The organism is Serratia sp. NA_13, assembly GCF_052691735.1.
In genome coordinates this window covers 125,736-149,685 of record NZ_JBQZFV010000010.1, presented here as the reverse complement: position 1 = coordinate 149,685, position 23,950 = coordinate 125,736, and the positions used below count along the sequence as shown (strand labels likewise).

At 54.8% G+C, this 23,950-nt stretch carries 23 protein-coding genes and 3 tRNA genes; 13 read left to right on the top strand and 13 right to left on the bottom strand.

The annotated features are described in order from the left end of the window. Nucleotides 1–73: 73 nt before the first annotated feature. Both tsf and rpsB read right to left on the bottom strand, forming a co-directional pair. Entirely contained in the window at nt 74–925 is an 852-nt protein-coding gene (gene tsf / locus ACUTSU_RS15220) for a translation elongation factor Ts (RefSeq protein ID WP_012146493.1), read from the bottom strand. 128 nt (nt 926–1,053) lie between these two features. Further along, complete coding sequence (gene rpsB / locus ACUTSU_RS15215; RefSeq protein ID WP_020828365.1) at nt 1,054–1,779, bottom strand: 30S ribosomal protein S2; 726 nt, start codon at nt 1,777–1,779, stop codon at nt 1,054–1,056. Between the two features lie 357 nt (nt 1,780–2,136). Here rpsB and map point away from each other — a divergent pair, with 357 nt between their 5' ends. The 4 genes from map to ACUTSU_RS15195 all read left to right on the top strand — a co-directional run bounded on the left by map (nt 2,137) and on the right by ACUTSU_RS15195 (nt 7,196). Continuing rightward, nucleotides 2,137–2,931, top strand: coding sequence for a type I methionyl aminopeptidase (gene map / locus ACUTSU_RS15210; RefSeq protein WP_012146495.1), 795 nt, complete (start codon nt 2,137–2,139; stop codon nt 2,929–2,931). Nucleotides 2,932–3,005: 74 nt separating this feature from the next. Beyond that, on the top strand, nt 3,006–5,684 hold the full coding sequence (gene glnD, locus ACUTSU_RS15205) for a bifunctional uridylyltransferase/uridylyl-removing protein GlnD (RefSeq protein ID WP_445654351.1): 2,679 nt from the start codon (nt 3,006–3,008) through the stop codon (nt 5,682–5,684). A gap of 43 nt (nt 5,685–5,727) precedes the next feature. Beyond that, nucleotides 5,728–6,552 carry a 2,3,4,5-tetrahydropyridine-2,6-dicarboxylate N-succinyltransferase gene (gene dapD, locus ACUTSU_RS15200; protein WP_261110357.1) on the top strand — a complete coding sequence of 275 codons (825 nt, stop codon included), beginning with the start codon at nt 5,728–5,730 and terminating at the stop codon, nt 6,550–6,552. Nucleotides 6,553–6,806: 254 nt separating this feature from the next. Then, nucleotides 6,807–7,196: a DUF3461 family protein gene (locus tag ACUTSU_RS15195; protein ID WP_006318690.1), complete on the top strand. Its 390-nt coding sequence runs from the start codon at nt 6,807–6,809 to the stop codon at nt 7,194–7,196. A 99-nt stretch (nt 7,197–7,295) separates the two neighbouring features. Here ACUTSU_RS15195 and ACUTSU_RS15190 read toward each other — a convergent pair whose 3' ends face one another. From ACUTSU_RS15190 to ACUTSU_RS15180, 3 genes are read right to left on the bottom strand one after another with little or no spacing between them, the layout of a single operon-like run. Then, nucleotides 7,296–7,745: a flavodoxin gene (locus ACUTSU_RS15190; protein WP_445651906.1), complete on the bottom strand. Its 450-nt coding sequence runs from the start codon at nt 7,743–7,745 to the stop codon at nt 7,296–7,298. Between the two features lie 34 nt (nt 7,746–7,779). Further along, nucleotides 7,780–8,550 (bottom strand): tRNA pseudouridine(65) synthase TruC, encoded by a 771-nt coding sequence (gene truC, locus ACUTSU_RS15185; RefSeq protein WP_445651907.1) that lies wholly within the window; start codon nt 8,548–8,550, stop codon nt 7,780–7,782. After that, nucleotides 8,550–8,879, bottom strand: a complete 330-nt coding sequence (locus tag ACUTSU_RS15180; RefSeq protein WP_445651908.1) for a YqcC family protein — start codon at nt 8,877–8,879, stop codon at nt 8,550–8,552. The genes truC and ACUTSU_RS15180 overlap by 1 nt, the downstream gene beginning before the upstream one ends. A 183-nt stretch (nt 8,880–9,062) precedes the next feature. Here ACUTSU_RS15180 and ACUTSU_RS15175 point away from each other — a divergent pair, with 183 nt between their 5' ends. Continuing rightward, on the top strand, nt 9,063–10,301 hold the full coding sequence (locus ACUTSU_RS15175; RefSeq protein WP_445651909.1) for an MFS transporter: 1,239 nt from the start codon (nt 9,063–9,065) through the stop codon (nt 10,299–10,301). Nucleotides 10,302–10,920: 619 nt separating this feature from the next. Here the strand turns inward: ACUTSU_RS15175 and syd are convergent. Continuing rightward, complete coding sequence (syd, locus tag ACUTSU_RS15170) at nt 10,921–11,472, bottom strand: SecY-interacting protein (RefSeq protein WP_445651910.1); 552 nt, start codon at nt 11,470–11,472, stop codon at nt 10,921–10,923. 63 nt (nt 11,473–11,535) lie between these two features. Here syd and queF point away from each other — a divergent pair, with 63 nt between their 5' ends. From queF to xni, 3 genes are all read left to right on the top strand, one after another. Then, the gene (gene queF / locus ACUTSU_RS15165) at nt 11,536–12,330 is read left to right on the top strand and encodes an NADPH-dependent 7-cyano-7-deazaguanine reductase QueF (protein WP_445654350.1); all 795 of its coding nucleotides are present in this window, start codon (nt 11,536–11,538) and stop codon (nt 12,328–12,330) included. Between the two features lie 375 nt (nt 12,331–12,705). Next, a complete protein-coding gene (gene ppnN, locus ACUTSU_RS15160) occupies nt 12,706–14,070 on the top strand; it encodes a nucleotide 5'-monophosphate nucleosidase PpnN (protein ID WP_012146504.1) in 1,365 nt (454 codons plus the stop codon). Between the two features lie 156 nt (nt 14,071–14,226). Then, on the top strand, nt 14,227–14,982 hold the full coding sequence (xni, locus tag ACUTSU_RS15155; RefSeq protein ID WP_445651911.1) for a flap endonuclease Xni: 756 nt from the start codon (nt 14,227–14,229) through the stop codon (nt 14,980–14,982). A gap of 30 nt (nt 14,983–15,012) precedes the next feature. Here the strand turns inward: xni and rlmM are convergent, their stop codons facing one another. The 4 genes from rlmM to ACUTSU_RS15135 all read right to left on the bottom strand — a co-directional run bounded on the left by rlmM (nt 15,013) and on the right by ACUTSU_RS15135 (nt 18,080). Then, nucleotides 15,013–16,116, bottom strand: a complete 1,104-nt coding sequence (gene rlmM / locus ACUTSU_RS15150; RefSeq protein WP_445651912.1) for a 23S rRNA (cytidine(2498)-2'-O)-methyltransferase RlmM — start codon at nt 16,114–16,116, stop codon at nt 15,013–15,015. Then, nucleotides 16,109–16,504 (bottom strand): DUF423 domain-containing protein, encoded by a 396-nt coding sequence (locus tag ACUTSU_RS15145; RefSeq protein ID WP_445651913.1) that lies wholly within the window; start codon nt 16,502–16,504, stop codon nt 16,109–16,111. The genes rlmM and ACUTSU_RS15145 overlap by 8 nt, the downstream gene beginning before the upstream one ends. A gap of 52 nt (nt 16,505–16,556) precedes the next feature. Continuing rightward, the gene (locus ACUTSU_RS15140; protein WP_445651914.1) at nt 16,557–17,474 is read right to left on the bottom strand and encodes a transcriptional regulator GcvA; all 918 of its coding nucleotides are present in this window, start codon (nt 17,472–17,474) and stop codon (nt 16,557–16,559) included. 381 nt (nt 17,475–17,855) lie between these two features. Continuing rightward, complete coding sequence (locus ACUTSU_RS15135) at nt 17,856–18,080, bottom strand: YgdI/YgdR family lipoprotein (RefSeq protein ID WP_261110381.1); 225 nt, start codon at nt 18,078–18,080, stop codon at nt 17,856–17,858. A gap of 194 nt (nt 18,081–18,274) precedes the next feature. Between ACUTSU_RS15135 and csdA the strand changes: the two genes are divergently transcribed. Together csdA and csdE are read left to right on the top strand one after the other, a co-directional pair. Beyond that, entirely contained in the window at nt 18,275–19,480 is a 1,206-nt protein-coding gene (gene csdA / locus ACUTSU_RS15130; RefSeq protein ID WP_445652024.1) for a cysteine desulfurase CsdA, read from the top strand. Nucleotides 19,481–19,498: 18 nt separating this feature from the next. Beyond that, nucleotides 19,499–19,933: a cysteine desulfurase sulfur acceptor subunit CsdE gene (gene csdE / locus ACUTSU_RS15125; RefSeq protein WP_261094120.1), complete on the top strand. Its 435-nt coding sequence runs from the start codon at nt 19,499–19,501 to the stop codon at nt 19,931–19,933. Here the strand turns inward: csdE and tcdA are convergent. Together tcdA and mltA are read right to left on the bottom strand one after the other, a co-directional pair. After that, nucleotides 19,924–20,730: a tRNA cyclic N6-threonylcarbamoyladenosine(37) synthase TcdA gene (gene tcdA / locus ACUTSU_RS15120; protein WP_261094121.1), complete on the bottom strand. Its 807-nt coding sequence runs from the start codon at nt 20,728–20,730 to the stop codon at nt 19,924–19,926. The two genes, csdE and tcdA, sit on opposite strands and share 10 nt — an antisense overlap. A gap of 87 nt (nt 20,731–20,817) precedes the next feature. Next, the gene (gene mltA / locus ACUTSU_RS15115; RefSeq protein ID WP_445651915.1) at nt 20,818–21,960 is read right to left on the bottom strand and encodes a murein transglycosylase A; all 1,143 of its coding nucleotides are present in this window, start codon (nt 21,958–21,960) and stop codon (nt 20,818–20,820) included. 213 nt (nt 21,961–22,173) lie between these two features. Here mltA and ACUTSU_RS15110 point away from each other — a divergent pair. The 3 genes from ACUTSU_RS15110 (at nt 22,174) to ACUTSU_RS15100 (ending at nt 22,534) form a co-directional block, all read left to right on the top strand. After that, nucleotides 22,174–22,250 (top strand) — tRNA-Met (locus ACUTSU_RS15110). A 66-nt stretch (nt 22,251–22,316) separates the two neighbouring features. Then, nucleotides 22,317–22,393: transfer RNA gene (locus ACUTSU_RS15105), tRNA-Met, on the top strand. A 64-nt stretch (nt 22,394–22,457) separates the two neighbouring features. Then, nucleotides 22,458–22,534, top strand: a tRNA-Met gene (locus ACUTSU_RS15100). 100 nt (nt 22,535–22,634) lie between these two features. Here ACUTSU_RS15100 and amiC read toward each other — a convergent pair. Further along, the gene (gene amiC / locus ACUTSU_RS15095) at nt 22,635–23,888 is read right to left on the bottom strand and encodes an N-acetylmuramoyl-L-alanine amidase AmiC (RefSeq protein WP_445651916.1); all 1,254 of its coding nucleotides are present in this window, start codon (nt 23,886–23,888) and stop codon (nt 22,635–22,637) included. Nucleotides 23,889–23,950 lie beyond the last annotated feature (62 nt).

Genomic DNA, 23,950 nt, shown 5'->3' with positions numbered 1-23,950 from the left:
CACAGGGCTTGCCACCGGTGTAATTCTGGCTGGATAAAATGGAACCGCCAGACGGCGGCCCCATTAACAGTCATTAAGACTGCTTGCTCATTGCTGCAACTTCAGCAGCAAAGTCATTTTCAACTTTAGCGATGCCTTCGCCCACTTCGAAGCGGATGAAGTTAACCACGTCAGCGTTGTGCTCTTTCAGCACCTGGCCAACGGTTTTGCTTGGTTCGATAACGAAAGGCTGACCGGTCAGGGAAACTTCGCCGGTGAATTTCTTCATGCGGCCTTCAACCATTTTCTCAGCGATTTCTTTCGGCTTGCCAGACTGCATGGCGATGTCCAGCTGAACCTGGTACTCTTTTTCTACCACTTCAGCAGACACGTCTTCAGGCTTAACGAATTCAGGCTTGCTTGCCGCAACGTGCATGGCAATTTGCTTAACCAGCTCTTCGTCAGCACCGGTAGCCGCGATCAGAACGCCGATACGCGCACCGTGCAGGTAGCTACCCAGCACTTCGCCTTCCAGGGAAGCAACGCGACGGATGTTGATGTTCTCACCGATTTTTGCAACCAGCGCTACACGTTCTTCTTCGAACTGTGCTTTCAACACTTCAACGTCAGTGATTTTGCCGGCAAAAGCAGCATCCAGCACTTTGTCAGCAAATGCCTGGAAGCCAGCATCTTTAGCTACGAAGTCAGTCTGGCAGTTAACTTCCAGGATCAGACCGTAGTTGCCTTCAATCTTGGTTTTGATCACGCCGTCAGCAGCTACGTTGCCTGCTTTTTTAGCCGCTTTGATCGCACCAGATTTACGCATGTTTTCGATTGCCAGCTCGATGTCGCCGTTAGACTCAACCAGCGCTTTTTTACAATCCATCATGCCAGCGCCAGTACGCTCGCGCAGTTCTTTTACCAGAGCAGCGGTAATATCAGCCATTTCTTTTTCCTCGGTTATCTCACGTGGAGACAGTTCTCATTCAGATAAGCAAAGGGGGCCTATAAAGGCCCCCCTAACCAACATATTCAATACCTGGTTAATAAGGGCTCAGTGACGAGCTTGCCTTATTATTCAGCTTCTACGAAGCTTTCTTCCGCTTGAACGGCCAGATCTTGAGAACGACCTTCACGGACGGCGGCAGCAACGGCAGTCAGGTACAATTTGATTGCACGGATTGCATCGTCGTTACCAGGGATGATGAAGTCAACGCCGTCTGGATCGGAGTTGGTATCAACGATAGAGAATACCGGGATACCCAGGTTGTTGGCTTCTTTGATCGCGATGTGTTCGTGATCAGCATCGATTACGAACAGAGCGTCAGGCAGACCACCCATGTCCTTGATACCACCCAGGGAGTTTTCCAGCTTGGCCAGTTCGCGAGTACGCATCAGCGCCTCTTTCTTGGTCAGCTTGTCAAAGGTGCCATCTTGAGACTGGATTTCCAGATCTTTCAAACGCTTGATTGACTGACGAACGGTTTTCCAGTTAGTCAGCATGCCGCCCAACCAGCGATGGTTCACGAAGAACTGGTCGCAGGTGTTAGCATATTCTTTTACCGCTTCGCTTGCTGCGCGCTTGGTACCAACGAACAGGATCTTACCTTTACGGGAAGAGATCTTGGTCAGTTCAGCCAGTGCTGCGTTGGCCATTGGTACGGTTTTTTCCAGGTTGATGATGTGAACCTTGTTACGTGCGCCGAAGATGAAAGGCTTCATTTTCGGGTTCCAGTAACGGGTCTGGTGACCAAAGTGTACACCGGCCTGGAGCATGTCGCGCATGGAAACAGTTGCCATGATTAAACCTCTATAGAGTTAGTTGGGGTTATGCCTCCACGTATCCCATAACGCCGACCCTGACGGTGATAAATCACCTCAGGGCACCCCGGCGGATGTGCCGATACGTGTGTGTTATTTACACAAAGTGAGTGCAGTTAAAGTATTTTCGGCCTATTCCGCCATTATCACAAGGAAGATGTGCGGATCTGCCGGCGCGCTTTATACCATAAACCCGCCCCAGACACCAACTTTTGTTGCCGGGGAAAAGGCCGGCGAGAAATCAAATTTGGCAGCCTCAGGCCGGGCTGATACCATAAGAGACTGCTTCTTATTTCTTTCTGTTGTCGGCGAGCACGACACCTGCGGACGAATTTCATGGCAATCTCAATTAAAACACCTGATGACATCCAAAAAATGCGCGTGGCCGGCCGACTGGCTGCCGAAGTGCTGGAAATCATTGAGCCGCACGTCAAACCTGGCGTGACCACCGGCGAACTCGATCGTATCTGTCACGATCACATCACCAACCAGCAGCAGGCGATCTCTGCCTGTCTGGGCTACCATGGCTTCCCGAAATCCGTGTGTATCTCTGTGAATGAAGTGGTCTGCCACGGCATCCCGAGCGATGACAAAGTTCTGAAAGACGGCGACATCGTTAATATCGACGTTACCGTCATCAAAGACGGTTTCCACGGTGACACTTCTAAAATGTTCATCGCCGGCAAACCGACCATTCTGGGCGAGCGCCTGTGCCGCATCACTCAGGAAAGCCTGTATCTGTCACTGAAAATGGTGAAGCCGGGTATCCGCCTGCGCACGCTGGGCAAAGAGATCCAGAAATTCGTCGAGGCCGAGAATTTCTCGGTGGTACGCGAGTACTGCGGCCACGGCATTGGCGAAGTGTTTCACGAGGAACCGCAGGTGCTGCACTATGACGCTGACGACGGTGGCGTGGTGTTGCAGGCGGGTATGGCCTTCACCATCGAGCCAATGGTCAACGCCGGTGATTACCGCATTCGCACCATGAAAGACGGCTGGACGGTAAAAACCAAAGATCGCAGCTTGTCGGCGCAGTATGAGCATACTATTGTGGTCACGGATAACGGCTGCGAGATAATGACGTTGCGCAAGGATGACACCATCCCCAACATCATTACGCACGAGATGTAAGCGCCGCGGCATTTTGCCGCGCTGCATGATGTCACAGGCCGGCTTTTGCCGGCCTTTTTTATGGGCTGCGTATTATGTCTGAAAACTTTCGCCAGAAAGACACCTCGGTTATTTCGCCTCAGGCCATACCGGTGCAGCCTGAATATCCCAACGCCTATGCCGATGAGGAGATCAACTGCATCGCGCTGAAACAACGCCTGGAGCAGTTCCAATTATGGCTGGCGGCAGCGTTCAACGCCGGTTCCAGCGCCGAAAGTCTGGTGGCGGCCCGCAGCGACTTTATCGACCGCCTGCTGCGCCGTCTGTGGGCCTTCTACGGGTTCGAGGATATTCCGGAAACCGCACTGGTTGCCGTTGGCGGCTATGGCCGTGGCGAGCTGCACCCGCTCTCGGACATTGACGTGCTGGTACTCAGCCAGCGCCACCTCAATGAACAGCAATCCCAACGCGTGGGGGAATTTATCACCCTGCTGTGGGATTTGAAGCTGGAAGTCGGCCACAGTGTGCGAACGCTGGAAGAATGCCTGCTGGAAGGGTTGGCGGACCTGACCGTCGCCACCAACCTGATTGAATCACGGATGATCTGCGGCGATGTCGCGCTGTTTCTGCAAATGCAAAAGCATATCTTCAGCGATGGCTTCTGGCCCTCTCCGCAATTTTTCCACGCCAAGGTGGTTGAGCAGCAGGAACGCCATCAGCGATACCACGGCACCAGCTACAACCTGGAACCGGATATCAAGAGCAGCCCCGGCGGCCTGCGCGATATTCACACCTTGCTGTGGGTGGCGCGTCGTCACTTTGGCGCCACCTCACTGGACGAAATGGTCGGTTTCGGCTTTCTCACTCAGGCCGAGCGCAACGAGCTGAACGAATGCCAGAGCTTCCTGTGGCGTATCCGCTTTGCACTGCACCTGGTGCTGCCGCGCTACGACAACCGTTTGCTGTTCGATCGCCAGCTCAACGTGGCACAGTTGCTGCGTTATGAGGGAGAAGGCAACGAACCGGTTGAACGTATGATGAAGGATTTTTATCGCATGACGCGCCGCGTCGGCGAGCTGAATCATATGCTGCTGCAGCTGTTCGACGAGGCGATTCTGGCGCTGGACGCGACGGAAAAACCGCGCCCGCTGAACGACGATTTCCAACTGCGCGGCGATCTGATCGACCTGCGTGATGAAACACTGTTTATCCGCCAGCCGGAATCCATCATGCGGATGTTTTACCTGATGGTACGCAACCGCGAGATCAAAGGCATTTATTCCACTACCGTGCGCCAGCTGCGTCATGCGCGCCGCCATTTGAAACAGCCGCTGTGCACCATTCCAGAGGCACGCGAACTGTTTATGGCGATACTGCGCCACCCAGGAGCGGTCTCCCGGGCGTTGGTGCCAATGCACCGCCACAGCGTTCTGTGGGCCTATATGCCGCAGTGGGGCAAAATCGTCGGGCAAATGCAGTTCGATCTGTTCCACGCCTACACCGTCGACGAACACACCATTCGCGTCCTGCAAAAGCTGGAGAGTTTTGCCGATGCCGAAACGCGGCCGCGTCATCCGTTATGTGTCGAGCTATATCCGCGCCTGCCGAATCCCGAACTGCTACTGCTGGCCGCACTGTTCCACGATATCGCCAAGGGGCGCGGCGGCGACCATTCGATCCTCGGTGCGCAGGACGTACTGGAATTCGCCGAAGTCCATGGGCTGAATTCCCGCGAGGCCCAACTGGTCGCCTGGCTGGTGCGTTGTCATCTGCTGATGTCGGTGACTGCCCAACGCCGCGACATTCAGGATCCGACCGTTATTCAGCAGTTCAGCGCCGAAGTGCAGAGCGAAACCCGCCTGCGTTATCTGGTCTGCCTGACGGTGGCGGATATCTGCGCCACCAATGAAACCCTATGGAACAGTTGGAAACAGAGCCTGCTGCGTGAGCTGTATTTTGCCACCGAAAAGCAGCTGCGCCGCGGTATGCAAAACAGCCCGGATCTTCGCGAGCGCGTACGTCATCATCGCCTGCAGGCTTTGGCGTTGCTGCGCATGGACAATATCGACGAGGAGGCGCTGCACCGCATCTGGAGCCGCTGCCGCGCCGATTACTTCCTGCGTCATTCACCCAACCAGTTGGCCTGGCATGCCCGCCATTTGCTGGCCCATGATTCCACCAAGCCACTGGTGCTGGTCAGTCGACAGGCAACGCGGGGCGGCACCGAAATTTTCATCTGGAGCCCGGATCGCCCTTACCTGTTTGCCGCCGTGGCCGGTGAGATGGATCGTCGCAACCTGAGCGTACATGACGCACAGATCTTCACTAACCGCGACGGCATGGCAATGGATACCTTTATCGTACTGGAGCCGGACGGCAGCCCGCTGGCCCAGGACCGCCACACGGCGATCCGCCACGCACTGTTGCAGGCCATTACCCAGCGGGAGTATCAGCCACCGCGCGTGCGCCGGCCATCTTCCAAGCTACGCCATTTTAGCGTGCCGACCGAAGTCAGCTTCCTGCCGACCCATACCGACCGCCGCAGCTATCTGGAACTGACCGCACTCGACCAGCCAGGTCTGTTGGCTCGGGTGGGCGAAGTGTTCGCCGATCTCGGTCTGTCGCTGCACGGCGCTCGCATCTCCACTATCGGCGAGCGGGTTGAGGATTTATTTATTCTGGCCAACAGCGATCGACGCGCCCTTAACTCGGAAACGCGCAGAAAGTTGGAACAACGGTTGACAGAGGCCCTCAATCCAAACGATAAAATGTGATACAAGTAACTTTTTCGTAGACAACATCAGGACAGAGAACAGCATGCAGCAATTACAAAACGTTATTGAAAACGCCTTCGAACGCCGTGCGGAAATCACCCCGGCGAACGCAGACACCGTAACGCGCGAAGCGGTAAACCAGGTGATCGCCCTGCTGGACAGCGGCGCCCTGCGCGTTGCCGAGAAGATTGACGGTCAGTGGGTAACGCATCAGTGGCTGAAAAAGGCCGTGCTGCTTTCTTTCCGCATCAATGAAAACAAAGTGATGGACGGTGCCGAAACCCGTTATTACGACAAAGTGCCAATGAAATTCGCCGATTATGACGAAGCACGCTTCCAGAAAGAAGGCTTCCGCGTGGTGCCGCCAGCCACCGTTCGCCAGGGAGCGTTCATCGCCCGCAATACCGTACTAATGCCATCCTACGTGAACATCGGTGCCTACGTTGACGAAGGCAGCATGGTGGATACCTGGGCAACCGTCGGCTCTTGCGCGCAGATCGGCAAAAACGTTCACCTGTCAGGCGGTGTCGGCATCGGTGGCGTACTGGAGCCACTGCAGGCCAACCCAACCATCATTGAAGACAACTGCTTTATCGGCGCACGTTCAGAAGTGGTTGAAGGTGTGATCGTAGAAGAAGGTTCAGTGATCTCCATGGGCGTCTACCTGGGCCAGAGCACCCGCATTTACGACCGTGAAACCGGCGAAGTGCACTACGGCCGCGTCCCGGCCGGTTCGGTGGTGGTTTCCGGTAACCTGCCGTCCAAAGATGGCTCTTACAGCCTGTATTGCGCGGTGATCGTCAAGAAAGTCGATGCCAAGACGCGCGGTAAAGTCGGCATTAATGAGTTATTACGCACCATCGACTAAGCTGAATATAGCGGGTCACTATGCCCTAAATAATTGAGGCTGCATCAAGGCGGCAAGAGAGCTTATCCCGATGAGCTTACACCAGTAAGTGATTCGGGTAAGTGAAAGCAGCCAACACAGAGGCAGCTTCAAGTATAACGGGTATAACCCGCTATTTTTTTGTCTTCAGTACGCGAGCAGTCACAGTCTCTGGCACTGTTTTTCGCCATAATCCCAGACCGTGGAATATAGTCTATTTATAAGGTGGCGCTATTATGTATGACAACCTGAAAAGCTTAGGAATCAATCAACCGGAAGATGTCGATCGCTATAGCCTGCGTCAGGAGGCCAATAACGACATTCTTAAGATTTATTTCCGCAAGGATAAAGGCGAATTCTTTGCCAAGAGCGTGAAATTCAAATACCCGCGCCAGCGCAAAACGGTAGTCGCGGACAATGCCGGCCAGGGTTACAAAGAAATCCACGAAATTAACCCGAATCTTCGCTACGTCATTGATGAACTGGATCAGCTATGCCAGCGCGATCAGGTGGAAGTCGATCTGAAGCGCAAAATTCTTGATGACCTGCGTCATCTGGAAGGCGTGGTCTCCCACAAAATTGCCGAGATCGAATCCGATCTGGAAAAACTGACTCGCGGTAAGTAAGAATTCAACGGACTGATACTACAGATTGTACGGGCGCAGCATACTGCGCCCGTATTAATCGGGGCGAATATATTCGCCCCCTACAGGCGACGGGGAATTCTATTTCAGCAACGTGCCCCATTTCTCAACCCACGGGCAAGAAAGCACCTCAGGTTCAGGCTGTTCCATCGCATCGATTTCCAGCACCTCACCCACGCGGGTGGCCCCTTGTTCCTGCAGCAACGCATCAAACGCACGCCCGGCGCCGCAGAAATTGTCGTAGCTGCTGTCACCCAGTGCGATTAACCCATAACGCAGCTCCGGCTGGTAGCCGACCTGGTCACGGATAGCGTGAAACAGCGGTGTAATGCTGTCCGGCAAATCACCCTGGCCGGTCGTTGAAGTAATCACCAGCGCGTAGTGCTGGCGGTAAAACTGCCAGGCCTCAAGCGTGCCTTCTTCAAACAGTTTGACCTCATGGCCCTGCTCGCTGAGGATAGTTTCAGCCTCTTCCGCCACCAATAACGAGTTGCCGTAGACCGTTCCCACGAAGATTCCAACCTGAGCCATTGCCCCTACTCCCCTTAAATTACTTTGAAAATGATCAGCTATCCTGACCGCTAGCCGAGGGAAACTCAACCCTGGCAAGCTTAGGGAGGCTCTCTGTCCAGCCAAACTGTGACATGACGCCCTGCCAGGGTTCATCCCAACGCGCGGAAATATGCAGCGGCTCACCGGTCACCGGATGATTCAGTTGCAGATGACTGGCGTGCAGCATCAGACGTGGGCAGCCAAAATGCTGAGCCATACCCCGGTTCTGGTTCAGATCGCCGTGCTTGCTGTCACCAATAATCGGATGGCGGATATGCACCATATGGCGGCGCAACTGGTGCTTGCGGCCATTTTCCGGTTTCAGTTCAACCAGGCTGTAGCGCGCAGTTTCATAACGGCCAATCGCCACCGGCATTTCTACCTGCGCCAGCGGCCGGTAATGAGTGACCGCCGGCTGTGGGCCTTTGTCTTTCGAGGCAAACTTGTCGGCGATCTTGTCCAGCTCTTCCGTCAGCGGATAGTCAATGGTCGCGCCTTCCAGCACGTAACCACGCACCACCGCGTGGTAGGTTTTCTGCATCTGATGCTGTTCAAACTGCTGCGACAGCAACCGCGCTACCTCACTGGACAGCGCCATCAACAGCACCCCGGAGGTAGGCCGATCGAGGCGATGCACGGTAAACACGTGCTGGCCAATCTGATCGCGTACGGTTTGCATCACAAACCGGGTTTCATGGCGATCCAGCCAACTGCGGTGTACCAACCACCCGGAAGGCTTGTTCACCGCCACCAAATGCTCATCCTGATATAGAATCTCAAGCATTATTGCAGCTCTTTATTCAGCATATTATCCAGGCGCTGCAACAAAACCAATAGCGGCATGCAGTTGGGATCGTTATCTTTCAACGCCTCTTCGAAATAAGGCGTGATGGCAAAACGTGTCGGCAGCGGCGCTCCCGCATCCAGCAAGGCGTACATGCGTGGCAGAAAGACCCATTGCAGCCAGGCTTCAGCCGACATGCTGTCAATGCAAAATGGCTCGGGGCTGGCGAAGGCTTCAGGCTCGGGCGGCGTAGCTTGCCACAGCGCCAGCTCTCGCATTGACTGTTCAATCGCCTGCAAACTAAGGCGAACCTGATTATGTATACTCATCTGCATTCCCGATCTGTTTAAACCATGATATTCAGCGGCGCGGCTGAAAGGCGGCAAAGCATAGCATTTTACTTTTTATAGCCCAAATCCAGCTGAGTTGATGGCCAAGATAGATTTGAACTGGTGGCCGGCACGATCACACGGCACAATGTGTTCACCAAATAAACCACACAGATTAGACAGATGCCTGCAATCACTCCGACAAAAAATCACGCCACGCCCGGCAAAGCCATGGTGGCTTCGGTCACCGGCTACGCCATGGACGGCTTTGACCTGCTGATCCTCGGCTTTATGCTACCGGCCATCAGTATCGAAATGGGGTTAAGCTCCTCCGCCGCCGGTTCACTGGTTACCTGGACGCTGATCGGCGCGGTACTGGGCGGCGTGATCTTCGGCCACCTCAGCGATCGCTTTGGCCGCATCCGGGTGCTGACCATTACAATTTTGATGTTCTCACTGTTTACCGGTCTGTGCGCGCTGGCGCAAGGCTACTGGGATTTGCTCGCCTACCGAACGCTGGCGGGCATCGGACTCGGCGGTGAGTTCGGTATCGGCATGGCGCTGATCGCCGAAGCCTGGCCGGCAGAAAAACGTAATCGCGCCTCGGCCTATGTGGGTATGGGCTGGCAGCTAGGCGTCTTGGCGGCGGCGTTCCTCACCCCACTGCTGCTGCCCCATATCGGCTGGCGCGGCATGTTCCTGGTTGGGCTGTTACCGGCGCTGGTGTCGTTCCTGATCCGCCGCACTCTAGGTGAGCCAGAAGAGTTCGTCCGTCAGCAAAATACCGGCCAGCCACTGTCATTCGCCCAACGCATAAAGCTGCTGTTCAAGGATCGTACTACCAGCAAGGCCAGTATCGGCATTTTCATTTTGTGCTCGGTGCAGAACTTCGGATATTACGGGTTGATGATTTGGATGCCAACCTACCTGGCAAAAAACTTCGGTTTCTCACTGACTAAATCCGGCCTGTGGACCGCCGTCACGGTGATCGGCATGACCTTTGGCATCTGGCTATTTGGCATGTTGGCCGATCGTTTCAGCCGCTGGAAGATTTTTATCTGCTATCAGATTGGCGCGGTGGTGATGGTAGTGGTCTACGCACAGCTTAGTGACCCCACGCTGATGCTGTTTGCCGGAGCGCTGATGGGATTATTCGTTAATGGCATGATTGGAGGCTACGGCGCATTGATCTCCGATACCTACCCGGTTCAGGCGCGTGCCACGGCACAAAATATTCTGTTTAACCTGGGGCGAGGCGTCGGCGGGCTGGGGCCATTGGTCATCGGCGCGTTGGTGACACAGGTATCCTTCACTGCGGCGATCAGCCTGCTGGCGGCTATTTATTTGCTGGATATCTACGCCACGCTGTTCCTGTTACCGAAAAAACAGGGCGATGGCGATACGCTGGGTGCGATTGGTTAATAACTGAGATGATTGTAAGTAGGGTGAAGTATTCTTGATACTTAAAGCATGAACCCCTATAAAAAGTTGAGGGCACTGCGCTAACAGTGCCCTCGGTTCGTTTTATAGCTGTCCCGCTACACAGTGTGCTCCCTGCTCAATCCTTGAAAACTTTTCCTGCGGCCATCCTGACCAAAACCATCCTGACTCTATCCTGTAGCATCATCCTGACGCGGTTCCTCAGTCTTCATGACCCGCCAACCATCCTGTGCCGGCTCTCAATCTCCATCCTGGAGGTGTCCCTGGTTTCAATCCTGAAACATCCTGGCATCTCTTGACGCCGTCCTCCGCTCTTCACTGAGCGCATCCACTTCTTCGTCCTGAAGCTGCATCATCCTGATGCTTCCTGCTCCACCGTATCCCTTCCGGTTGAACATAAGATCGCTTAATTATCCCGGGTTCACAAGAGCTTACTGGCTTGCTGACAGGAAATTAATGCTAAGAGTTATCCTAAATAAAATCTAACCAATTGATCTGGATAACAATAAATCCTACCTAAGCTACTGCGAGGGAAAAATTAAAAGCGATCTCTCACAGTCCATGTGAGAGATCTCGCACACGGACTTCGGGACAAAAAGGCTCAAATCCCCAACGTCGGGCGCAATGCATCGAGGAAATTGCCCAACGAAGCCGCCAGCAAAGTACGTTTATCACTGCCAAACTGCTCCAAAACCACATTGCCGCTGACGTTACACAACGAGACCATGGTCATTTCCGATTCGGTGGTTGCCAGGAATAGCGTTGGCGACAGTTTCAGGCGTTTTTGCGTCACCAGATGACCGATCAGGTTTTCCTGCAGGCGAATAAAGTCGTCCTCGCTCCACACCTGCAACAGAGTCACATGATGCTCACCAAACTGGGCGCTCATGTCGCCAGCATACTGCTGGGTATAAAACAGGTTGATATCCGGCTGCAAGCGCAGCTCGAGCGCGGTCTCTACCTTTTCCAGCGTCGCCGCTGGGGTAAACGGCTGGGGCAACCACAGCACTTCGTCATCACGATTTTCTACCAGGCAAGGCGACGGCACACCGTACAGATCCTGGCTGGCTGGGGCATGACCGCGCTGTTGCTGCCAAAGATCAACATAGCGCTGGGTAAATTCACGCAGGGCGTGCGGTACATCGTGGTCCATATTTTTTCTCGCATACGATAAACTGGCAACCATTGTACCTATCTATTACCAAGGTGACAGCAGATGTCCTCCTACCAAGACCATCACGCCCTGTCGGCACTGACGCTGGGCAAAGTCACCGCGTACCGCGACCATTACGACGCCACGCTATTGCAGGCGGTACCGCGCAGTATGAACCGTGAGCCGCTGGGATTGTATCCGGACAGCCTGCCATTCCACGGGGCCGATATCTGGACGCTGTACGAACTTTCCTGGCTGAACGACAACGGTTTGCCGCAGGTGGCCGTCGGAGAGATCAGCCTGACTGCCGACAGCATCAACCTGATTGAGTCCAAGAGCTTCAAACTTTACCTCAACAGCTTTAACCAAACGCCTTTCAGCGACTGGGAGACGGTGCGTAATACCTTGCAACGTGATCTTTCTGCCTGCGCTCAGGGCGAGGTCAGCGTCTCATTGTTCCGCGTAGATCAACTGGAAGGCAGCCCGATTGCCCGGTTAGACGGCGAATGCATCGATAACCAGGACATCTGTATCGATAACTACGAGTTCAATGCCGATTATCTGCAAAATGCCACCGGCCCCCTGCAGGTGGAAGAGCAGTTGGTCAGTCACCTGTTGAAGTCCAATTGCCTGATCACCAACCAGCCGGACTGGGGCTCGGTGCAAATTGATTACCGTGGTGCGCAGATCGATCGCGAGGCGCTGCTGCGTTATCTGGTGTCCTTCCGTCATCACAATGAATTCCACGAGCAATGTGTCGAACGTATCTTTAATGACTTGATGCGTTACTGTCAGCCGCAAAGCCTGACGGTGTATGCGCGCTACACCCGTCGCGGCGGGTTGGACATCAATCCATAGCGCAGCAACACCGCCTTTGTCCCGTCACATGGCCGCCTGGCACGCCAATAGTGCGAAACAGTGCTCAACAACTGAGCTAACGAGCGGTTTGTATTGGTAAAAGACAGGGGACGGCGGTAAGGTTAAAACAGGAGCGCTGGGCATTCCGGCTGGCAAACGATGATGTTACCACCGTGCGCTAACTATGCCCTATAGCTTTCAAGTTGCAGCTAGGCGGCCAACTCGCTCATCCCCAGGCGCTTACTTGAGTAAGTAACTGGGGTGAGCGAGTGCAGGTAACAACGCTGCAGCTTGAAAGATGACGGGTATATAACGAGATGCTGTTCTGCTGCGTATGGATTACTACTGCCCCTTTCCGGGTGCAAAGGAGTTACCTTGATTACACACATCAGCCCGCTTGGCTCTATGGATTTGCTGTCGCAGCTGGAAGTAGACATGCTGAAGCGTACCGCCAGCAGCGATCTATACCGTTTGTTCCGCAACTGTTCGCTGGCCGTCCTGAACTCCGGCAGCCAGACCGACAACAGTAAACAGCTGCTGTCACGCTACGAAACCTTTGATATTAACGTCCTGCGCCGTGAGCGTGGGGTCAAACTTGAACTGGTGAATCCACCGGAAGACGCCTTTGTCGACGGGCGAATCATCCGTTCGCTGCAGGCCAACCTGTTTGCCGTGCTGCGCGATATCCTGTTCGTTCACGGGCAGATCGACAGCGCCGGCCGTTTCCAGCATCTGAATTTGGAAAACTCGGCCCACATTACCAACCTGGTGTTCTCAATCCTGCGCAACGCCCGCGCGCTGCACCTTGATGAAGATCCGAATCTGGTGGTGTGCTGGGGTGGTCACTCGATCAACGAAAACGAATACCTGTACGCCCGTAAGGTCGGTAGCCAGTTGGGCCTGCGCGAGCTGAATATCTGTACCGGCTGCGGGCCGGGTGCCATGGAGGCGCCGATGAAAGGCGCGGCCGTAGGACATGCGCAACAGCGCTACCACAATAGCCGCTTTATCGGTATGACCGAGCCGTCGATCATCGCCGCAGAACCACCAAACCCGTTGGTCAATGAGCTGGTGATCATGCCTGACATTGAAAAGCGCCTTGAGGCCTTCGTCCGCATTGCCCACGGCATCATCATCTTCCCGGGCGGTGTCGGTACGGCAGAAGAACTGCTTTATCTGCTGGGGATCCTGATGAATCCGGAGAACAGCGAACAGGTGTTACCGCTGATCCTTACCGGGCCGAAAGAGAGCGCCAACTACTTCCAGGTGTTGGATGAGTTCATCATGAACACGCTGGGAGACGAAGCGCGCCGTCACTACACCATCATCATCGACGATCCGGCCGAAGTGGCGCGTCAGATGAAAAAAGCCATGCCGCTGGTGAAAGAGAACCGCCGTAATACCGGCGATGCCTACAGCTTTAACTGGTCGATCCGCATTGCGCCGGATCTGCAACTGCCGTTTGAGCCAAGCCATGAAAATATGGCCAATCTCAACCTGTATCCCGACCAGCCGGCCGAACAGCTGGCTGCTGCGCTGCGCCGCGCGTTTTCCGGCATCGTCGCCGGCAACGTGAAGGAAAATGGCATTCATGCCATCGAACAGTTTGGGCCGTACAAGCTGCACGGAGAGCCGCAGATGATGAAGCAAATGGACAGTCTGCTGCAGGGCTTTGTCGCCCAGCACCGAATGAAACTGCCGGGTACCGCTTATGTGCCCTGCTATGAAATCGTCGCCTAGTTCAACCAGGCCTCATTTTTAACTGCAAACCCTGCCGATACACGAAATCATTCAAGTTGCGTCGAGGCGGCTACAGAATGAATCCCCGGGAGCATAGATAACTATGTGAGCGGGGTGAGTGAAGGCAGCCAACAAAGAGGCAAATTGAAGGATAAAGTGTCTATACACCTACTGATTGTCGATGCCCTGAACCTGATCCGCCGCATACACGCCGTGCAGGGTTCCCCTTGTGTGAATGCTTGCCAGCACGCACTGCAACAGTTGATCCAGCACAGTCGGCCAACGCACGCCGTGGCGGTGTTCGATGAGGACGACCGCAGCGAAAGCTGGCGCCACCAAATCCTGCCCGACTACAAGGCTGGACGTTCGCCGATGCCGGACAATTTGCAGCAGGAAATGCCGCAGTTACGGCAGGCTTTTGAAGCGCTTGGCGTTGCATGTTGGCACTCTCCGGGAAATGAAGCAGACGATCTGGCGGCAACGCTGACCGCCAAAGTTGCAGGCGGCGGCCATCAGGTGACCATTGTGTCCACCGACAAAGGCTATTGCCAGCTGTTGGCACCCAGCGTGCAGATCCGCGATTATTTCCAAAAACGTTGGCTGGATATGCCGTTTGTGCAACAAGAGTTCGGCGTATCACCACAACAATTGGCGGATTACTGGGGGCTGGCGGGAATAAGCAGCAGCAAAATCCCCGGCGTAGCGGGTATTGGGCCGAAGACGGCGGTATTGCTGTTACAGCAGGCGGGCTCGCTGGATGGGTTATATCAGGCTATGGAACAGGTGCCGGAGAAATGGCGCGGCAAGCTGGAACAGCATCGCGAGATGGCCTATGTCAGCAAAAGAGTCGCTAGCTTGCGCACCGATCTGACGTTAACCGGCAACCTACAGCAACTGCGGTTACCGGTTTAATCACGGGCACTGAAAACAGCGCCCTGACATTTAATCGCGTTCGTCGCGACGGCCTGCCACGGCCGACCACATACGGCGGACGTGCACGGTAACTTCTTCACGATCGTGATACAGCTGTTTGGCATGAATTTCTGAACTGATGCCCGCCGAATCCAACGCTTCCTTGATGGCCAGCAGATTCTGCGAAACCTCTTCGTAACGTTTTTTCATCGGCAGTTTCAGGTTGAAGATCGCCTCACGGCACCAACCTTTCACCAACCACTGGATCATCAGGCTAGTCACCTTCGCCGGTTTCTCAACCATGTCACACACCAGCCAGTAAATCTTGCTGCTGGAGGGTTCATATTTAAAACCGTCGGCGCGGTGATGCGTCACCTGGCCGGTATCCATCAGGCTCTGTGCCATGGTGCCATTATCCACCGCGTGCACCATCATGCTGCGTTGCACCAGTTGATAGGTCCAACCACCCGGACAAGCGCCCAAATCGACCGCGTGCATACCGCTGGCCAAACGCTCTTCCCACTCATCGGCAGGGATGAACACGTGGAACGCCTCTTCCAGCTTCAGGGTAGAACGGCTCGGCGCATCGGATGGGAACTTGAGACGCGGAATGCCCATATAGAACGGTGAGTTGTTATTGCTGAAAGAGTAACCCACATAGCAACAACCCGGTGCGATAAAGAACACATGCACCACTGGACGGGTCTTGTTCTCACGCGCCATCAGCACTTTCTGCTCACGCATCGCAGTACGCAACGGCACCGTCAGTTTGCGGCAGAACTTCAACAGTTCTTTGCTTTCGTTGGTATCCGGCACTTCCACACGCAGCTCACCGCCACGATCGACTACGCCAATCAGCATGCCGACAATTGGAGAAACCCGATCTTCCGGTGGTAAATCGCGCAGCAACTCGCCAACCACCAATATCTGGCGGGCAAAAATCAGCTCCCGGAACGGAATTTCCTTCGCCAGGCGATCGGCGTCATCCGGTTGGTAGCACTCAAACAGCACGTAGCCGCTGTTATCCTTTACTCTGGCGAAACCGAACACTTCCAGTTCGGCAGCCTTGGTGGTAATTTCTGCCGCACACTCTTTTTCAAAGCCTTGGCGGCAATACAACGCAAGTCTATTCATGGCGCTCGGCCTTTTTCCTCAGACGCAAAGCGCCAACCAACATCAATACCCAACCGAGCAGGAAACATACGCCGCCAATCGGCGTGATATAAACCCAGAACTTCAGGTGCGACAGCGCCAGACAGTACAGACTGCCGCTGAACAGTACGGTGCCGAGCGCCAACAACGCTCCGCTCCAGTAAAACCACAGGCTGACGCGGCGTTGCATTGCCACCGCCAGCACCAGGATCGCCAGAGTATGGAACCCCTGATAGTCCAGTCCTGTACGGATCCAAACCATCTCGTTGGCACCCAGGGTGCCACTTAATACGTGTGCGCCAAACGCGCCCAGAGCAACAAATACAAAGCCACTGATAGCGGCAAAAATCAGCATTGAACGACTGCTCATCGTTATTTACCTTTATTGAAGAAAACCGGCTGCGGCAAAGTGGCGAACGGCCTCATTGTTCGTAGCGAAAGCGGAACTTTTCTTGTTCACTGGCTGCCCGAGCCAGGATCCACTGACGAAAGGCAGCTATTTTACCCAGTTCTGCCTGACTGTCATGACATACCAGATAAAAAGCATTTTTACTGACCAAAACCTCGTTAAACGGACAAACCAAACGCCCGGCTTCTATCTCGGTCTGCGCCATTACGTTATTCACCAACGCAATCCCCTGCCCATGCACCGCCGCCTGAACCACCATCGCACTATGGCTAAAAATAGGCCCCTGCTGCACATTAATGTGCTGCAACCCCAACTGACGGGTATAGGCCAGCCAATCGCGGCGTGAAGTATCATGCAGTAGCGTATGATAAGCCAGATCGCTCGTCATTTTTAACGCATGTTCCCCGGTCAGCAGGCTGGGTGAGCACACCGGCAACAGATATTCCGCGTATAAACGTTCGGCTCGCAATCCGGGCCAGTTGCCGCGGCCATAGAAAATCGCCACGTCGACATCATCCGCCAGCTTGTCTTCTTCGCGGTCCACGGCCTGGATACGCACGTCGATTCCCGGATAAGCTGAGTTAAAGCCGGACAGGCGCGGCACCAGCCACTGAATAGCAAAACTCGGCGGCAAACTGACGGTTAATGCCCCCTTGGCGCTACGTGCTTGCAGCTTGCGGGTGGCCTCATTGATTGAGGTGAAAATTTCTTTGATATCCAGGTAATAACTTTGCCCTTCTTCCGTCAGCAACAGCGAGCGATTGCGGCGCCGAAACAGCTTCAGGCCGAGGAAGTCCTCCAGCGACTTGATCTGGTGGCTCACCGCGGCCTGGGTGACAAACAGTTCTTCTGCCGCTTTGGTAAAACTCAGGTGACGGGCAGCCGCGTCAAAGACCCGCAGTGCATTAAGAGGTGGTAAGCGTTTAGACATTTATTAGCTACTTTTGTGTAACAATAATCCGAGTGATTCGGCATAAAAAATCAGGCGGCGTTATCTGCCGTGCGATAGGCACCAGACAGCAAAGCGCTACCATTAGTTTTTTTAATCCGAGCCATTATAAATTGTCCGTTGAGCATGCGCCAGTAAATACCTATAGTGGCGGCACTTCCCGGGCCGGAACGAAAAGGGAGTGGGTGTCGAGGACGCCGATGAACTTTTGGCTTGTGGTTGTGATGTTGTGTTTGCAAATTGTCTGGCAATCCAGACGTGGTAGCTAAGCTACTGTTTTTCACTTCCTGTACATTTACCCTGTCTGTCCATAGTGATTTTATGCAGCACCGCAATCTTTGCGGTGCTTTTTTTTGCCCGACGTTATTGGTCGTTTTCAACCATTTCCTTCACGTCTGCACGGTTGATCTGCTGCTCAACGCCGTTGGCGTCTTTATAGCTGATCATCCCGGTGTCGTTATCCAACGCGGGTTTTCCTTTAGCGACAATGGTGCGTCCATCATTGGTATGCATCACGTAGTTGCTGGAGCAGGCGGCCAGGGTAAACGTTAGCATCAGGGCAGAGATAACTGCGGCTGTTTTCTTCATTGTGGACTCCTTGTAGTTTTAAATGCTGTAAAAACCTTTTATGTTATTTAACGCCATGACTTAGTGTGCAATTAACAGCATAACAAACTTACCTATAATTTCCAGCCGATGAATCCTAATATGCGGGATTGCTTGTCTCTGGCGGTAAAATAAGACAGGATCGGCCATTGACTCAAGCCAGTGACAATCAAGGTATGACACCTTTTAATCCCATCGCTTTTCGTAATCAGTTTCCTGCCTTGCAGCAAGCGGGCATTTATCTCGACAGCGCCGCCACCGCGCTGAAACCGCTGGCGGTCATCAATGCCACGCAGCAGTTTTACCGTGACGATGCGGCTACCGTGCACCGCAGCCAGCATCGGGCGGCGCAGGATCTGACCGCACGGTTCGAGCAGGCTCGCCAACAGGTCGCGACGCTGGTCAATGCTCCTTCAGCCGACGACATTATCTGGACCCGCGGCACCACCGAAGCCATCAATTTGGTGGCACAGAGCTACGCCCGCCCCCGCCTGCAGCCCGGCGACGAAATCCTGGTGAGCGAGGCCGAACACCACGCCAACCTGATCCCCTGGTTGATGGTGGCGGAACAAACTGGCGCTCGGGTGGTGAAACTGCCGCTGGGTGCAGACCGCCTGCCGGATCTGACCCAGTTACCCAGCCTGCTGAATGATAAAACCCGCCTGCTGGCGCTGGGGCAAATGTCCAACGTCACCGGCGGTTGCCCGGACCTGGCTCTGGCCATCCGGCTTGCCCACAGTGCCGGTGCTCTGGTGATGATCGACGGCGCGCAGGGCATCGTCCACTGCCCGGCTGACGTTCAGCGGCTAAACATCGATTTCTACGCCTTCTCCGGGCATAAACTTTATGGTCCGACCGGCATCGGTGCGCTATACGGTAAAAGCGAATTGCTGGCGCAGATGGCCCCCTGGCAAGGCGGCGGAAAAATGCTGACTCGTGCGTCATTTGACGGCTTCACACCGCAAAAACCTCCGCACTGTTTTGAAGCCGGCACGCCGAATATCGCCGGTGTGTTGGGATTGGCCGCCGCATTGGAATGGATTGGTACGCAGGATCTGGCGGCAGCCGAGCAATACAGCCGCGAGCTGGCCGATCTCGCCGAGAAACGATTGACGCAGCTGCCGGGGTTCCGCAGCTTCCGTTGTTCCGGCTCCAGCTTACTGGCGTTTGATATTGCCGGTATCCATCACAGCGATATCGTCACCCTGCTGGCAGAACAGGGTATCGCGCTGCGTGCCGGTCAGCACTGCGCTCAGCCACTGATGGCAGCGCTGGGTGTCAGTGGGACGCTACGCGCTTCCTTTGCGCCCTACAACACGCAGGAAGACGTCGATGCTCTGGTGGCAGCACTGCAGAGCGCCATCGACCTGCTGGCCGATTAAATGAACCCCGGAGACGCTATGCTTGCCCCCCATCCCTTTGGCCGCGAAATCACCGCCGAAGCGCTGATCGAGAAATTTACCGCACTGAAACAGTGGGAAGATCGTTATCGCCAACTGATCATGCTGACGAAACAATTGCCGCCGCTGCCAGAGGCATTGCGCGCAGCGGAAATGGAGTTGAGCGGCTGTGAAAATCGGGTCTGGCTGGGGCATCAGTTACTGGCGGACGGTACGCTGCACTTTTATGGCGACAGCGAAGGCCGCATCGTGCGCGGCCTGTTGGCGGTACTGCTAACGGCGGTAGAAGGAAAAACGCCGCAGCAGATAGCGGCGATGGATCCCCTGGCACTGTTTGATCAACTGGCGTTACGTGCTCAACTCAGCGCCACCCGAGCCAGCGGGCTGGCAGCACTGGCTGCTGCCGTGAAGGAAATGGCCGCTCGCTACGCCTGACGCGCGGCTTTCGCCACCATCTTCTTCAGCGCATGGGAAACGGCGACAAAACCAAAGGTAGCGGTAACCATGGTTGCCGCGCCAAATCCCGCACTACAATCCATTCGTTTTGGCCCTTCCGCAGTACTGCGCGATGCGCAAACGCTGCCATCTGGCTGTGGGTAAACCAGCGGTTCGCTGGAAAATACGCAGTCGATACCCAGTTTGCCCTTGCTGTTCTTCACCACGTTGAAATCATTTTTCAATCGCTCACGCAGCTTGGCCGCCAGCGGGTCCTGTATGGTTTTGGCCAGATCGACCACCGCAATCTGGGTCGGATCTATCTGACCACCTGCACCGCCGGTAGTGACCACCGGGATCTTGTAACGGCGACAATAGGCCAGCAGCGCGGCCTTAGGCCTTACGCTGTCAATCGCATCAATAACATAGCTAAAATTGTTATTCAGCAGCTCGGCAACGTTGTCCGCAGTAATAAAGTCGTCAATGCAGGTCACCCGGCATTCCGGGTTGATCGCCAGAATGCGCTCCGCCATCACTTGTGTTTTTGACTGGCCCACATGCTGACGCAGCGCATGAATTTGGCGGTTGGTGTTAGTGACGCAGACATCATCCATGTCAATCAGCGTAATAGCGCCAATACCGGTGCGCGCCAACGCCTCTGCCGCCCAGGAGCCCACGCCGCCGATGCCAATCACGCAAATGTGCGCCTGGGCAAACAGCGCCAGGGCCTGCTGACCGTACAAACGTGCCGTGCCGCCAAAACGCTGCAGGTAGGCTTCAGAATAGGCTGTGCTCATAACGCTTTAATACCTTAACATTACAAATGATGAGGGCCGGAAATCCGGCCCTTGCGGGTCAATCGATCGTTGTAAAACTTAGTGCTGTTAGCGGGTAACCAACAGCGAACCACCGGAAGCGGAACCGTTCTGGCTGGTGAACAACGGCGCGTTAACGTTAGCGCCTTTCAACACCCAAACGCGGCCGTAGTGGTTGTAAAAACCGGCCGAGTGACCGGCATCCGGCCCGATGCCCTGGTACATATCGAAGTGCTGGCCTTTGATCGCCCCACCCACGTCCAGAGCCACCATCAGGCGCATCTCATATTTTCCCGTGAATTTACCCTTGTTGTCCAGTAGCGGCACCTCTGCCAGCAGCGTGGTCCCCGCCGGGATCAGTGAGCGATCGGAAGCCACCGACGCCTTGGCAACCAGCGGCACGGCGCTGGCGCCCCGTACCGGCGCAAAGGCTTCAGGACGGAAGAAGACAAAGGAAGGGTTTTGCTCCAGCAACTCGCGCACTTCGGCGGCGCTGTGGGTGTCTGCCCACTGGCGGATCGCCTGCATCGACATATCCGCCTTGGCCACTTCACCGCGATCGATCAGCACCTTACCAATGCTGCGATACGCATGGCCGTTCTTACCGCCGTAGCCGAAGAACACCAACGGCTGACCGTTGCCATAATCCACATAACCACTGCCCTGGACTTCCATCATAAAGTTGTCCATCAGCGAGTTGGTGTACGCCACAATATAGCGGTCATCCAGCGCACCCGAGTAAATGCCCGCGCGATCGGGCAGACGGCCTTTACCTTTTGGTGGCATGCGGTACAGCGGGTAGCGGAACTCGCCCTGCTGGGTATAACGAGCCTGCAGCACCGGCGTGTAGTAACCGGTAAACTGCACGTTGCCATAGCTGTCCACGCCTTCCATTTGGTAAGCGCTGAGGCCGTATTGGTTCAGAGTGCGAGTGTCGGCCCCGGATGCCATCCAGCTTTGTACCGCCTGGAAGGTAGTGTTGTTGCGATTAAAAAGTGAAGGAGAGGCATATTTAATCTCCATCAGCTGATCCGAGTAATCCTTGGCATTAACCGGTACGCCCCTGGCGTTGGGTTGGTTCACCAACTCCAGCGACTGATCCAGGTGACCATCCTTATATTGTTGTCCCCGGTCGGTCGGCTTGGAAGAACAGCCCGCCAGTACCGCTACCATTAACCCGCTCAGCAGGTATTTGCCCCAACGTCCTTTCATCGCGCACACTCTCTACATATATGATCTACCGGCGAACGATAACAAACGCCCATAGATAAAGGAATCGCCGCCAATAAAAAAAGCCTCAGGGGCAATAACGATGAAAAAGAGCGCAGATTGCGGACTAATCCAGCAGAAAGACTGTTTTAGTTCAATTAAATGCAAAAAGGGTTGCAACAAAATGCACGGAGAGTATAGTGCGCTTCCATCGGACGCGGGGTGGAGCAGCCTGGTAGCTCGTCGGGCTCATAACCCGAAGGTCGTCGGTTCAAATCCGGCCTCCGCAACCAACCGATATTGCCAGAGGCAGTATCAATAAAGTGTTGGATTCGATGAAAAAGAAAGTATTATACGGACGCGGGGTGGAGCAGCCTGGTAGCTCGTCGGGCTCATAACCCGAAGGTCGTCGGTTCAAATCCGGCCCCCGCAACCAACAGATACTGTACCAGCGGTATCACATGAAATGTTGGTTTCGATAATACAAGCATTAAGACGGACGCGGGGTGGAGCAGCCTGGTAGCTCGTCGGGCTCATAACCCGAAGGTCGTCGGTTCAAATCCGGCCTCCGCAACCAATTTTAATGACTACAAATAAGCACCTTAACGGGTGTTTTTTTGTATCTGAAATCCGCCAAGAATCGACCGGGCAGCCGCCCAGCCGTTTCCGCATTAGCCTTACCCTCTGCGCGCTACCGCACCACCGTTGGCAAAGTACGCCTTGATACCCGCCAGAATAGATTCCGCCACCTGCTGCTGGAAATGCGTGGTACGCAGCTTGCGTTCTTCTTCGATGTTGCTGATAAACGCCGTCTCAACCAGAATAGAAGGGATGTCTGGCGCTTTCAATACCGCAAAACCGGCCTGATCGACACGGTTCTTATGCAAACGGTTTATTTTACCCATTCGGTTCAGCACTTCCTTACCAAATTTCAGGCTGTCATTGATGGTCGCGGTTTGTATCAGATCAAACATGGTGTGATCCAGGTAGCGGTCACCGCTTTTGCTTACGCCGCCGATTTGGTCGGATTCATTTTGGGTCTGCGCCAGGAACTTCGCCGCCGAACTGGTGGCACCTTTGGTCGACAGCGCAAATACCGATGATCCACGTGCGGCCCGGCTGGTAAAGGCATCGGCGTGGATGGACACAAACAGGTCAGCACGCTGCTTACGCGCCTTCGCCACCCTCACCTTCAGCGGAATGAAGACGTCTTCATTGCGCGTCATAAACACCTTCATATTCGGCTCACGCTTGATTAACGTGCTTAGCCGGCGTGCAATCTGCAATACGATGTCTTTTTCACGTGTTTTGAATTTACCAATCGCTCCTGGATCTTCGCCACCGTGACCGGGATCCAGCATGATAACAATCGGTCGGTCACGCCCCGCCTTACCGGCTTGTGGCGCTTCAGCTGGCAACGTACGCTCAAGATCGCCCTTGTTGTAATCTTCCAGTAACGCCAGCAGCGGATCATAGTCTTCGCCGCTGCCGCCCTTGCTCGGGTACAAGTCCATCACCAGACGATTGCGGTATTCCGGCACCGGCGCCAGAGTGAACATGTGCGGGCTGACGCTGCGCTTAAGCTCCAGCACCAACCGGACGGTATTTTGATCAAACTGACCAACGCGCGCCTGTTTCAGGTAGGGATCGTCGTCACGTACCTGGCCGACGATGCCCTTCAGCACGCTGTTGAGCTGTATGCCTTCGATATCCACTACCACGCGATCGGGATTGGTCAGCGCAAACTGCTTATATTTCAGTTCAACGTTAGATTCGAGCGTCACCCGGGTATAGGTGGAGGAAGGCCAAACGCGTACGGCAATGACGTGCGATGAGGCAGCGAAACCAGTGCGACTCACACTCAGCAACCAGCTTGCGGCAACCCCCTGTAATAAACGACGGCGGCCCAGATTGTGATTTGAGTTTGGCATGCGGCTCCAGCAGTGGTAACAGATTAAAACAGATGAAAAAAACACCAGTTAACAGGAATGCC